Genomic DNA, 13,136 nt, shown 5'->3' with positions numbered 1-13,136 from the left:
TTAAAAGACTGGATTCACGTAAGGCCTTTCGTTATTCCGATTCGATTCTTTCAGATAACGAGTCCAAAGATTACGTAAACCCTGGCGTTGTTGTTCGGCCGAATCTTTGAAGGCGCTTGCCGATCCTGTTTCATTCACCGTTCCGGCCATACCTGTCATCTTGTAGTAAAAATACCCCGCCAAGAAATTTTGACTCGTACTCGCCAAATTCCTCACTGACTGACTTTTGCCGGATAACTCTGGACTATTCACTCGCCGCAACCCTTCATAGATTTGAGAATACGCTGTATTCAAATTCGTTATCTTTCCTGTATTTAAATCCGAAGCTAAACCGATCAAGCTGCCTACTTCGGAATCTAAGGAATCTAAAGTATCTTTTAGCTTTGCTTTCCCGTCCGCCTGATCTTTCCATAAGTTTCTAATCTGTTCAAGAGATTCCGGACTCTGATCAGGATCGGATTGCAGAACGGCAAGCTGGTTCTCAATCGCATCATTCCTGTTTCTCCAGATCTGTCTCTCGGAATCCATTTGCTTGTAAAGCAATTGGATCGTATCTTCCACAAGCGGTTTTGTGATCTGAAAAGACTCCGAGACGTCTCCAAGTTTTCCAGATACTTCCTGGATGTTGTTCATCGCATCCAAGCCCGTTTTTACAACAGGGGAAAGAAGTTTTTTCAACACTCCGGTAAGCTGATCCACAAAACCCTTCACTACGGATTCTCCAAGGCCTTCCTCTTGCGGATAAAGTTCACCGTGTATCTTGTCCACTGCTTGCTGATAATCCGGGTTTGACAGTCCGCCACGCGAATCAACAAGTATAAGGTTTCCGATCGAGCCCTCAATTACAAGATTCCCTGTCTTCGGATCTCGAACCAACACTGTACCGTCTTCGTCAACGTATGTTCCCGGACGAGGACCCGGTTTGACTGTTGCTACGTTCCCATCACCACCACCGCCGCCGAACATCGCATTCCAGCCGTTCGCAAGGTTCTCACCGTTAATACCGCCAACGGCCCCCATCGCACTTTCCCAAGCGCTCTTACCGACTGCACCGATACCGCTCACAACTGCACCCATCCCGTTCCAGATATCATCGAGTAAATTCCGATTCGCAGAAGCGTGATTCGGGTTCATAACATTCTCAAAGATATTCCCGAGAAGATTTTTGTTAACTCCGTATTGAACGTCGCTACTGAAACCGCCGTATTCTGAAACTGTCCAAGAAGGCGTTACGCTCACAGGACCAAAACCAGAAGTTAAACCGATCGTTGCACCGTAACCCGCTTTCGTATCATAGCTAAGGCCCAAGCTGCCAGACAATCCTTGCTTCTCGTTGTATTGACCTCTAATGTTCGCGCTCACTCCGGAAGATTGGTTGTCTCGGCCTATATTGTTTCGGTTGTAACCGACTTCCGCCCAGTTCGAATAACCGTCTTTCGTTTGTCCACCAAGACCTACTTTCAAACCTACGCTTGCTCCCCAAGCTCCGCTCTTAGAGTTGTAGTTCAAGCCGATGCTTCCGCCTAACTCCGTTTTGTTGTCTGTCCCGATGCTAACTCCTGCTCCAAATCCGTTCGCATAACTGTAACTTAAGTTCACACTTACCATTCCTTCCGTCGCAGCGTCTAACGCTGAGTTCGCTACTCCCGACACTGCTCCTGCAAGCATTCCTGTTAGATGTCAGGAAATAGTGTTCAGATGTCAGGGGCGGGGAAAGCATTCCCCGCGCTTCATTCCGAGCTTTCTGCTTTTCTAATTTAGTAATGTTTAATTGTCTTTCCAAGCTCGGAATTCCGCTTCCCCTTCGCCGGGATATTCTTCTCTCTTCCAAGGCCCGGACCCAGCTTCTTCCTTTGGTGTGCTTTCTGCACCTTTTCACTCTTGATCTTTCCTTAAAATTTCTCGTGTTTGATGACCTTTTTATTTTTAAAAAATTTCCTTTCTACAAGCTTACTGTTTTCATATCTTTCCTGCATCGTCGCTTCACCTTTTGCATACAGGGTCCGATACTTTAATTCACCTGTGTCATAATATTGAAACGATTCTCCTTCCTTTAATCCATGGACGTATTTTACTGTCCAATGCAGCTTTCCGGATTCATGATATAATAATCTTTCCCCTTCTTCTTTTCCCGAGGCATACATACACGTCTCGAGAGTTCTACCGTTTTCCCAAATCACATTAAGCTTACCGTCATAAACTCCGTTTTTGTATTCAACGCTACCTCCCGCTTCTCCCGTAGGCCACCAGAGTTTCCAAACGCCTTCTTTCTTTCCCTCTTTAGTTTCACCCAATTCCCATTTACGAAAATCAAAATTAAACTCGGCTTCTTTCGGAATCGAACTCGGCTTTTCACGAGGTGGAAGTATTTTAGCTTTGTCTATATTAAATCCGTAATACTGTTCTCTCGAATGCCACCTGCCATTTAAGTAAATTGTGAAATCATTTAAGCTATCAAGTGAATAGGCTTCAGTTTTGATAATACCAAGACTATCCCATTCAGTTTCTTTTTTAAAAGACCCATCTTGCTCTTTTAAAATGAATCTATCCCGTTTCTCATTGTATATCGCACCTCTCGGAACATTAGAAGGCCTTGGAGGCTCCCCCCATATCGAAATCGTAAAAAGAAAACTAAATACTAAGATCGTTCTGAATTTCATTGTTGCTCCTTTTTTAAAAGACTGGATTCACGTAAGGTCTTTCGTTATTCCGATTCGATTCTTTCATATATCGAGTCCAAAGATTACGTAAAACATTGCGTTGTTGTTTCGCGTAATCGTTGAAGGCGCTTGCTGATCCCGTTTCATTCACCGTTCCAGCCATACCTGTCACTTTGTAGGAAAAATAGGAAATCAAGAAATTTTGAGTCGTATGCGCCAAATTCGCCACAGACCTACTTTTTCCCGATAACTCTGGACTGGTTACTCGCATGAGTCCATCGTAGATCTGAGAATACGCCCCGGTTAGATTCGTTGTTTTTCCCGCATTTAAATCCGAAGCTAAACTGATCAAGCTACCTACTTTGGAGTCTAAGGAATCTAAAGTGCTAGCGAGATCATTTTTTAGCCTTGCCTTCTTTTCATTTAATGTAGCCAACATTTGTTCTTTTTCTGGATCTCCTTCCGTATAACCTAAATCAGTTATCTGATCGTAAATCGCATCATTCTTGTTTCTCCAGATCTGTCTCTCGGAATCCATTTGCTTGTAAAGCAATTGGATCGTATCTTCCACAAGCGGTTTTGTGATCTGAAAAGACTCCGAGACGTCTCCAAGTTTTCCAGATACTTCCTGGATGTTGTTCATCGCATCCAAGCCCGTTTTTACAACAGGGGAAAGAAGTTTTTTCAACACTCCGGTAAGCTGATCCACAAAACCCTTCACTACGGATTCTCCAAGGCCTTCCTCTTGCGGATAAAGTTCACCGTGTATCTTGTCCACTGCTTGCTGATAATCCGGGTTTGACAGTCCACCGCGAGAATCAACAAGTATAAGGTTTCCGATCGAGCCCTCAATTACAAGATTCCCTGTCTTCGGATCTCGAACCAACACTGTACCGTCTTCGTCAACGTATGTTCCCGGACGAGGACCCGGTTTGACTGTTGCTACGTTCCCATCACCACCAAACAACGCATTCTTGATCCCATTCCAGCCGTTAGAAAGGTTCTCACCGTTCAAACCGCTAAGAGCGGCGCCAAAACCGTCAAAAATGTCGCTTAATAAATTCCGATTCGCGGCGGAGTGTTCAGGGTTATTAACCTTGTTAAAGATATTCCCGAAAAGATTTTTGTTAACTCCGTATTGAACGTCGCTGCTCAAACCACCGTATTCTGAAACCGTCCAAGAAGGGGTTACACTCAGAAGAGGACCGAATCCGGACGTAAGACCAACCGTTGCTCCGTAACCGGATTGCGTATCGTAACTCAAACCCAAACTGCCGGACAAACCTTTCTTTTCGTTGTATTGACCTCGGATCGTTGCGCTCAATCCTTGCGATTGATTCTCTCGACCGATATTATTCATATGGACTCCCGCATCCACCCAGTTCGAATAGTTACCTTGATTATCCGTTCCGCCAAGGCCTACTTTTAAACCTACGCTTGCGCCCCAAGCCCCGCTCTTGGCGTTGTAGTTCAATCCCACACTACCGCCTAACTGCATATCGTTCGGGGTCCCGATATTCACTCCCGCTCCGAATCCGTTTGCGTAGCTGTAGCTTAAATTCACTCCGACGATTCCATTCGTAGTAGCGTCTAACGCTGAGTTCGCGATTCCAGACACCGCTCCCGCAAGCATTCCGGCCGAACCGCCTTCATACGCGCCTCTAAATGTCTTCCAACCCGCAGTTCCCAAGGCCGATACCGCCATTAGGCCCACTCCAATAGGCGCAAGGGGAGTAAACGAAAGGATCGCTCCCACGATTCCCGTTACTGCTAACGTTGTCGTCACTACTTTGTCGAGGGCGGCATCGTTCGCATACATCTCAGCTCCCGTTCGCATTCCTAGTTCATTCAAATGTTTTTGCGCTCTGTTCGTGTCTCTAAACTTTGCTAACTCGTAGTTCCCTTCCGAAAACGTTCCATTCATCGTTTCGTTACCCATACCAAGGGTTAATACTGTCACAAACGGTTCCGCCACTGTCTCCGCCGCAAACATTACAAAGTCGACTGCACCTGAGGTTGCATACAACGCGCCTTGTAACGCTCTTTCTCCGGCACGAGACATTGCCTTTTCGCCTTTCACAAGTTCACTGTTCGCGTTCCTCGCACTCGTTTGAAAGTTCTTAGCCGCTCCGGAATAGTTGTACGTCGCCATGTCGATACTAGCTTGTATAAACTCCCTACTACCCGACTTCGCCATGTTCACAACCGTTTGACCGGCTGCCGAAGCAAAATCTACAACTCCTTTCACTGCCTCACCGAGACCTTCTCCAATCGCTCCCAGTTGATTGTAAAATCTTCCCATGCCGCCTTTTCTGCGATTCCTCGCCGCGTCCATCTTTCCCTTTCTCTTGTCCATTTCCTTCTTGGTTTTCAGGATGATGTAAGACTGGGCAAACTGAGCCTCTCCAAACGTTCCGTCCGCTACTTCGCCCACTAAAAAACCGGAACTCATCGCTGACTTTGCGCATTGTTCCGCGGACTTTCCCAAACAAGATACCGTTTCACCATTCCTCACTCCTTCCAGATAGTCGTTGAAAGACGCTTGCACCTCGCTCGGATCAAATAAGCCTTTCTCCGCTTCGTAGTTGCGGCGTTTGTCCAGACTCGGATCAAATACTTTTTTAAAGTCAGCGCTCATCTTGTTCTTTGCAAGTCGTACCATCACTGTTAGGTCGCTAGCACTCGGTACTTTCTCCCGGTCGATGAGTAGCTCCGGTTTCCCTAAGTCCCAGCTCTGGCCGTTAGAGTCTTTGACTTCCGGAAACACTGTAGGCGGATTGTAATTGTAATACTGATACGTTCCCAGTGTTTGGACTTCGTCTCCTCCGCTCGCAGTTTTGATTGTGCGGACATACGCTGCTCCCAATCTTGCAAATCCGTCATACGCCATCGTCTGGTTTAGTTGTTCATCCACATTGTGATTCTCTGTTTGAATCGTTTTCGCAAACACTTCCGGTAAACTTCTTAATGACTCTAACGTTTGTAGTATGATTAGGTTTTGGGAGAGTTTGTTGGTTTCGTTTAACATTCCTTTGAATTGTTCTTTCAGTCCGCTGTCATTGAAGTTGTATTTCTTCACTTCGTTCAAAAAGAAGTTTGTGTCTATACTACTCGCGCGATCGATGAGACTGGCTGAGATACTTCCCGGTTTTTTAGAGAGGATGCTCGAGAGGATGTCATTTACGTTTACGCTTCGAGGGGTTAGGCGTCAGGGGCGTGCCCCGCCGCTTCGCGCCGGGTCGCGCTCTTCGTTCCAATCTGCAACGCAACATATCAATCTTTTCGTATATTCCGGTTTCTGCGTTCAATACATGTTGCGTCGCAGGATTTCCACTACGATCGCTCACGCGGGGATTGTGGAAGAAAATTGGGCTTTTGAAACCAAAAACCGCTACAGCAAAATTACAAAATCTTGTGATTTGTGTCAAGAGTTAAAATCACCTAATATCTGTTAGGTGACATGGATTCTCATCTGATTCGCACACTGTGTGCAGTTCCAAGTTTGTTTTTGTAGTTTGAAAGAAAAAATGGAAGGAGGCTTTAAGAGTTTAGAACCAACTCTTTGATAAATCAAAGAGTTGCCTATACACCAGGTTTGTCAAGGAAAGATGAAAGTTTGAGAATTTTTTTCTCAAACCTCAACGAATACCATGATCCCGAAGATCCTTCTCCGTTAGGCCCGTGACTTCCAGGGTAGTTTTTAGATCGATCCCTTTCCTAAGCATCTTGCGAGCAGCTTCTAAAGCCTTTTTAAACTCCCCTTTCTCGATTCCTTTCTCGATTCCTTGGCGTTCGCCAGCTTCGAAGCGAGCCGCTAAGTCATACACATAGTCTCGATCCGATTTGAGTTTCTCTTCGATTTCTTTACGTTTCTTAGGATCATTCGAATATTGTTCCAAGATCGTAAACGCTTTACTCAAATCAGGTGTCTTGTCCACTAATATGCTCATCTCTTCCTCCGTCAATTCCGGCGTATGTTTGATCACATACATCCAACGATACAAATCACTACCTTCTCGCAGTAACCGCAAATGATCCTCTTCTGTCAACTTCGGTAATTCTATATAATGTATTTCCAATTCGTCAGTTAAAGTGATTTCAGGGTTACTCTCTTCGCGAAATTTGAACTTACTATGATAATTATCACGAGGTATCAAATTAAAGTCAACTATATTCACCTGATAGACCGCCTTCAAATCACTGTAGCCTTCTCCCAATTTCAATTGATCTCGAATGAGTCCAGAAAGGTAATACAAACTCCGTTTTACAAACGAGTTCTCGTGCGCCACTTGAATTTCTACATGGAAGATTCTACCTGTCTCATCTTTGGCACGTATATCCAAATACGAACGTTTGTCTTTCGGTAACTCGCCGGTTAGCTCAGGGTTTAGAATCGTTAACTCCCGGATCCAGTGTTCTTGGGTCGCAAAAATCACGCTGTTCAACATCGATATCAGGAGTTTCGGTTCTTTCACGAACAACGTCTTAAACATCCAATCCGACGTTAAGGGTAAAAAGTTCATGCTAAATCTTTAAAGTCACCACGCTCTGGAGTCAATGCCTTTTAGGGAAAAAGAACCTTTTAATGAAACCGCATTTACACACGATTACTGATAACGCCGATTCTAAAGTCCTCACTCTTTGAAAACTGCCGTTGAAAGTTCTTCGTTTAAATAAATTCCATCCTTTAAGATCTCTTCCGGTTTAATTGCCTTTTTGGTTAAATACAAAATATCTCCAACATAACGTCCGTAGACATCCTTAGACCTACTCCTTACAACCATCTTTGTTTTAACAGGTAACTTCTTTTTCAACAACTCAAAACTAGTTGCGCCTTCGTTGGTATCCAATTCCGCCGACCACACATTGTGTAGTCGGATCCTCTGTCTTGTAATTATGTTAAATCCTAACTGCAACTTTACAAGAATTGTATCTCCGTCAATGATACGCTCGATTTCTCCAAAATAGAAATAAAGATCCGATGATTTTGGGATTTTGGTTTTCTTAATATTCCAAGATTTACCTTGTTTTTGAATCTCTAAAATATCGCCGGTTTTATATTTGTTAACGACTGGCGCTTTCGGTATTTCGTAGTAGCAGTAAAAACCTAAATCAAGTAGACAACCTTCGTTCGTACTTAAGCTTTCTTTGATTTTGTAATGCCAAAGCAAACCCTCAGGGCGTTTCCATTTCAATTCCGGAGATTTTCTTTGTTGTCCCGTTTCTTTGACTTTACTCATGAGATCCCGTTCGCTCCAGCCCTTTTGTATGGCTGCTTTCGTCAGTTTCTCTCTCAATTTCTCATCGGAAACGGATGCCAATTTTCGATAATGGCTCCAGCTTAGCCTGTGATCTAACTCCGATTTCCCGTAAACTTCATAGAACTTTTGCGCGTAAAAGAGGTTCCTTTCCGAAAACCCTTTTTTTAAATGTTTCTGCAACTGAACCGAAATTGCTTTCATCCAGCTTCCACTCGTTCGCTCCTCCGCTGTGACATTCTTTTCAACGTTTTTTAAAATCCGGCCGATTTCTCGATTTGCTTCTAAAACTACAGTGTTCTTATTCAAAGAACTCTGAGATCGGATTTCTTCGTATACCTTTAAGATTCCGTTCAACGCTTGATTGATTTTCTCTCGATTCATTGAAAAAATATCCTAAGCCTTTATCTTTTTCCTTCTTAGCTTTTACAGAGAAGATGCCTATGTCGAGTTTGTTTAAAGAATAATTGGAAAGAGGTCCTTAATTTCTTAAAGTCTCTTGCTATGCAACTTTTCCATTCGCTTAAGCTGAATGATAAATGCCGCATCTAACGTCTCTTGCTCCCATTGAGTCAATTCAAGATTTACATTCTTCCAATCTTCGTTTTCACCCGAAAAAGAACGTCCGATCCTATGCAATTTATCTTGTTGTTGCTTAGTTAAGTGATTATATATCGGATCAAATACAAGTTTCAAGCAACATTGCAAAACAATTCTATGCTGAAGCTTGGTGAATTCAATTTCATGTAATGCCTTGTGTATAACGCGAATACTATCTCCGGTAGCAATTCGGTGATATTCAATATCCTTCTTACTGGATAAATTTTTTTCCCGATACGCTTCATATACAAAATCTTGAATTATGGGATGCGACCTATGATCGGATTCAAATATTTCTTTTAGTAACTTAATAAATCGCATATATGGATTAAACGCCTAATTGTATATTAGAGTTGTCCTAAAAATTCCATGATTCAGTTTAATAAAACAGCTTCAATTGCCCATTTCAACAAAAAACAGGCATGGAATTACTTTTCGATAACTATATTTAGTATTTTTTGATATACTAATATTTAATTCAAAACACCGTGTTACCAATTTTTAAAAAAGCAAAACTAAGTCCCGGTGAAAATGATGGTTTCATTTTTAAAAATTAACATATTATATTATTTTTATATATTTTTCTTTTTTTACTTTACAAAACTTCCCCCAAGATTGTTTCTTTGCAAAATCATGAAAACCAAAAACTCATATCACACCGCATTAGTCCTCAAAGCGCAATTAGGAATGTTATCTAAAAAGGAAAGATCCATTATTCCCAACTCGACTTTCTCCGATTGGAAAAAACGAAATCTCTCTTTAGTCGTCGGGTTTACCGAAGACGATCCCGTTCATTTTAAAGACGACGTCTACAGAAAGATTTCGGAAAGCAAAGCCTTCAAAAAAACTCTTTCCGCTCTTCTTTTAGTTTTTCAATTCTACTTTTCCTTAACGGAAAACATGCGAGGGAAAAGAAGGATTTGGAGCGAACAAAAGAAAAACATCGTTTCCATTGTTACAAGGATCTCTCCTCTCATCGGTATCAAAGCCGCCTGCAAGCTTTTGAAGATCTCTACACAACGTTTCTATCGTTGGAAAAACGAGGTTCATTGTTTCTCTTCTACTTTTAATCTTTGTAGAAAATTGCATCCTAAACAACTTACTTCCAAAGAACAAACGATCATCGCTAAGTATTTGAAAAAGCCGGAGCTTCAATATTGGCCGCTTAGATCCGTCTTCTATCAAATGTTAAACGACTCTCAGGCTTTCCTAAATTTAAGCACCTTTTACAAGTATGCTCGGGCTTTAAGACCTGAGTTCAAACGTTTCCGAAAACCTAAACAAAGAATCGGTATTCGTGCTTCCTCTCCTTTGACTCTTCTTCATATGGATACCACCATCTTACGAGTGCAAGACGGTTCTAAAGTCTATATCCATTTTATCATAGACAATTTCTCACGTACTATTCTCGGTTGGAAAGCTTCTTTAGAATGGAACGCAAAGAATACCGTTTCAAATCTTAGAGAAGTCTGTGAAAAATTCAATCTCTTTCACAAGCCGATCCGTCTGCTTTGCGATGACGGTTCCGAAAATCAAGGTGACGTCAACGGTTTCTTAGTACAACCCAATCTATTTATCGAAAAACTTATCGCTCAAGTTAACATCTCCTATTCAAACAGTATGGTCGAAGCTGTGAACAAGAAAATGAAATATGAATTTCTATTTCCTAAAAATCCAGCCTCATTTGAGGAAGTGAGCAATATTCTCAAAGCTGCGGTTCCAGAATACAACTCAAGACCAAGCGGTGTTTTATTCGGTTTCTCTCCGGATCAAGTCTTAAACGGAAAAATCCCCGACAAACATCGATTTATCGAGAATATCAAAGAGGCCGCTTCCAGGAGGCCTAAAGTCAACAAACAAAATCTTTGTGATCCTTGCTCTGATCAATCTACTATTCCAAAAAAGATATAGCAGATATCTGTTTTTCACATTCAAGCACCGGCTAACTTCAATTAGTCGGTGTCTCTTTTTTCAAATCGGATATTTAATTGATTAACATCTTATCTTTTTACCTTTTCAAGCGGCGATCCGGTTTTCCGGAGCACGCTTGCTACCTTTGGTGTGGGTTCTGCAGCGCATTGTTCCGCACTCTTGCCCAAACAAGATACCGTTTCGCCGTTCCTCACTCCTTCCAAATAATCGTTGAAAGAAGCTTGAACTTCGCTCGGATCAAATAATCCTCTCTCCGCTTCGTAGTTGTGTTGCACTTTCGGATTAAACACTTTCTCAAAGTCAGCGCTCATCTTGTTCTTCGCCAATCGTACCATCACTGTTAGGTCGCTAGCGCTTGGGACTTTCTCGCGGTCGATGAGTAGCTCCGGTTTCCCTAAGTCCCAGCTCTGGCCGTTCGAGTCTTTCACTTCCGGAAACACTGTCGGCGGATTGTAATTGTAATACTGATACGTTCCCAGTGTTTGTACTTCGTCTCCTCCGCTCGCAGTTTTGATCGTGCGGACATACGCAGCTCCCAATCTTGCAAATCCGCCATACGCCATCGTCTGGTTCAATTGTTCCTCTACCGCTCCGTTCTGTTGTTGGATCGTTTTGGCAAACACTTCCGGTAAACTTCTCAGTGACTCTAACGTCTGTAAGATGATCAGGTTTTGACTCAGTTTGTTCGTTTCGTTTAACATCCCTTTGAATTGTTCTTTCAGTCCGCTGTCATTGAAGTTGTATTTCTTTACTTCGTTTAAAAAGAAATTCGTATCAATACTACTCGCGCGATCGATGAGGCTTGCCGATATACTTCCCGGTTTTTTACTCAGGATGCTGGAGAGGATGTCGTTTACATTTACGTTCATGCTCACTCCAGCGGGTAGGTTCTCTTGCATCGATGTTACTATTCCGGCTATGGAATCATACATCTCTTTCATCGTTAGTTCGTCTGCTTGTTCGCTGCTCTTTTGTAAAAAGCTCGTTGTCCAAGCTTCTTTCTTTTCTAATGTACTTTCAATTCGATCCAGGTAGATCTTTTGGTTCGCTTCGTGTTCCGCTTTAAAGTCAGCTCTCCAGTCTTTCCATTTTCCTTGAAACTCCTGCACCATGTTTTCCCATCTCTTCGTCCCCGTTTGTTTCAGGTAACTCACGTTCTGGATCCAGTCGCTTTTTAAATCGTAGAACTCCTGTTCTTTCATATCCCACTGTTGTTTCTGTTCTGCCGCTCTTTGTTGCAGTTCTGCGTTGAAGATTTGAGATACGACTCCGCTTTCTCCCATGTAGTCATTGAGAACCGTTCGGTAGATGTTCGTTTCTACGTTGTATGCAATCGTTTCTCCGTTGGTTGTGCGGGTTATTTTCTTGAGTAAGTCCGAGGCAAATTTTTCTCTTTCTTGCAGTACTACTTTTGCGTCCACTTTCACCGCTATCTTCTCTTCGTTTCCTACTCCGATTTGTTTGGTATAGTTTTCGGCTTTTGAGTAGTATGCGTCTCTTGCTACTTGGTACTGTGCTTCCGCGAGTACTCCCATCGCGTCTAAAAATTCGTCCGCTCCCACCATCAGTGCCGTTTGTCTTCCGTATTGGTCTGTTTTTTCCGCGGTGGCTGTGGTGCCTCCCGCTGTGTATTCTCCGCTTCTTACGTAGTTTCCGTATTGGTCGTGGATTGCTTTTTGTTGCGCAAGTCTCAGTCCGTCGCTTCCCACTAAATCGTTAAACGACAATGGGTTGGTTGCTGTGGGGCTCGTTTTCCAGACGATATCTTTCAGGCTGTTGCTTCCCGGATTTGTTTTTTGGATCATCGCCAAGTCTTGGGAATTCAGTCCAAACTCAGGTCTTCCGAGTACGCTTAACAGTTGGTTTGTATCGTCTACGTCCGTTAGTTCTTGCAGTTGGCTGTAAAGGCCTTTTAAGGTCGATCCTTGCGCTCCGATGGCGCTTACCGCGTCGTTCACTTGATTTCGATTCGAACTGTACGTATTGATTTCGTTGACATACGCCATCGTCAGCATACAAAATCCCATACACACCAAATCCAATTGGTTGAGGAAAAATACCTGCACCATCGTTTGGTTGACCAGCGCCTGTCCGTACGCTTGATCGTATGTCGCTGCGCTACTCCCTGATCCGTATCTGTATCCTCTTGTTTCCGGTGCCGGAAACAATATCGAATTCATATGTGCGTTCGCTCTTTGCGGTAACGACTGATAGCTGTCGTTTCCTAGGGTGCCTCCCCATTTTCCTAAAAAGGAATTTAGGTTGTACGGCTGCATATCGGGAGTTATTCCTTGGCCGTAATCCCATTGATACGCGCTTCGAGGGGTTAGGAAATAGGGGTTAGATGTTAGGGGCGGGGAAAGCATTCCCCGCGCTTCATTCCGAGCTTGCTGCTTTTCTAATTTAGTAATGTCTAATTGTCTTTCCAAGCTCGGAATTCCGCTTCCCCTTCGCCGGGTAACTTCTTCTCTGTTCCAAGGCCCGGACCCGGTTAGGTTGTAATTCGAATCGACGCCGTAGTCGGAGATTGAGCTTTTGAAAGCTAAAGTTAAGTTTCGTATACAGAAAAGGAAAACGGATCTTTGTGCACCCGGGTGCACAGCTACACTTTTCAAGTTAGGAAAGATTGAGGTTTGTTTTTTAAAATTCGATTTCGTTTCTTTCCTAATTTGAATCATTTTAGTTT

General features: G+C 43.1%; 8 protein-coding genes. 1 reads left to right on the top strand and 7 read right to left on the bottom strand.

Translation table 11 applies throughout. The features are described 5' to 3' along the window. The 6 genes from FHG67_RS07310 to FHG67_RS07275 form a co-directional block, all read right to left on the bottom strand. On the bottom strand, positions 1-1,608 hold the full coding sequence (locus FHG67_RS07310) for a hypothetical protein (RefSeq protein WP_232423635.1): 1,608 nt from the start codon (positions 1,606-1,608) through the stop codon (positions 1-3). 284 nt (positions 1,609-1,892) lie between these two features. After that, entirely contained in the window at positions 1,893-2,660 is a 768-nt protein-coding gene (locus tag FHG67_RS07300; protein ID WP_004499534.1) for a toxin-antitoxin system YwqK family antitoxin, read from the bottom strand. Positions 2,661-2,673: 13 nt separating this feature from the next. Then, complete coding sequence (locus tag FHG67_RS07295; RefSeq protein ID WP_142499718.1) at positions 2,674-5,748, bottom strand: hypothetical protein; 3,075 nt, start codon at positions 5,746-5,748, stop codon at positions 2,674-2,676. Between the two features lie 550 nt (positions 5,749-6,298). Continuing rightward, complete coding sequence (locus FHG67_RS07285) at positions 6,299-7,183, bottom strand: Rpn family recombination-promoting nuclease/putative transposase (RefSeq protein WP_415857771.1); 885 nt, start codon at positions 7,181-7,183, stop codon at positions 6,299-6,301. Positions 7,184-7,294: 111 nt separating this feature from the next. Continuing rightward, positions 7,295-8,302: a DUF1016 N-terminal domain-containing protein gene (locus tag FHG67_RS07280; RefSeq protein WP_004499511.1), complete on the bottom strand. Its 1,008-nt coding sequence runs from the start codon at positions 8,300-8,302 to the stop codon at positions 7,295-7,297. Positions 8,303-8,407: 105 nt separating this feature from the next. Next, positions 8,408-8,839, bottom strand: a complete 432-nt coding sequence (locus FHG67_RS07275) for a hypothetical protein (RefSeq protein ID WP_016759260.1) — start codon at positions 8,837-8,839, stop codon at positions 8,408-8,410. A 213-nt stretch (positions 8,840-9,052) separates the two neighbouring features. On the opposite strand from FHG67_RS07275, the gene FHG67_RS07270 reads away from it, so the two are divergent. Next, positions 9,053-10,429 carry a DDE-type integrase/transposase/recombinase gene (locus tag FHG67_RS07270; RefSeq protein ID WP_004499533.1) on the top strand — a complete coding sequence of 459 codons (1,377 nt, stop codon included), beginning with the start codon at positions 9,053-9,055 and terminating at the stop codon, positions 10,427-10,429. Positions 10,430-10,518: 89 nt separating this feature from the next. On the opposite strand, the gene FHG67_RS07265 is transcribed toward FHG67_RS07270, so the two are convergent. After that, positions 10,519-13,128 carry a hypothetical protein gene (locus tag FHG67_RS07265; RefSeq protein WP_420844359.1) on the bottom strand — a complete coding sequence of 870 codons (2,610 nt, stop codon included), beginning with the start codon at positions 13,126-13,128 and terminating at the stop codon, positions 10,519-10,521. Between the last annotated feature and the right edge of the window lie 8 nt (positions 13,129-13,136).

It is taken from the genome of Leptospira weilii (assembly GCF_006874765.1).
In the GTDB taxonomy this organism is placed as follows: Bacteria; Spirochaetota; Leptospiria; order Leptospirales; family Leptospiraceae; genus Leptospira; species Leptospira weilii.
Note: the sequence above shows the minus strand (reverse complement) of the source record. Positions and strands in the feature narration are given on the sequence as shown.

Coding starts and splice junctions, on each gene's coding strand:
- FHG67_RS07310 (WP_232423635.1), bottom strand. CDS start 1,608: ATGGTAAGTGTGAACTTAAGTTACAGTTATGCGAACGGATTTGGAGCA.
- FHG67_RS07300 (WP_004499534.1), bottom strand. CDS start 2,660: ATGAAATTCAGAACGATCTTAGTATTTAGTTTTCTTTTTACGATTTCG.
- FHG67_RS07285 (WP_415857771.1), bottom strand. CDS start 7,183: ATGAACTTTTTACCCTTAACGTCGGATTGGATGTTTAAGACGTTGTTC.
- FHG67_RS07280 (WP_004499511.1), bottom strand. CDS start 8,302: ATGAATCGAGAGAAAATCAATCAAGCGTTGAACGGAATCTTAAAGGTA.
- FHG67_RS07275 (WP_016759260.1), bottom strand. CDS start 8,839: ATGCGATTTATTAAGTTACTAAAAGAAATATTTGAATCCGATCATAGG.
- FHG67_RS07270 (WP_004499533.1), top strand. CDS start 9,053: ATGGTTTCATTTTTAAAAATTAACATATTATATTATTTTTATATATTT.
- FHG67_RS07265 (WP_420844359.1), bottom strand. CDS start 13,128: ATGATTCAAATTAGGAAAGAAACGAAATCGAATTTTAAAAAACAAACC.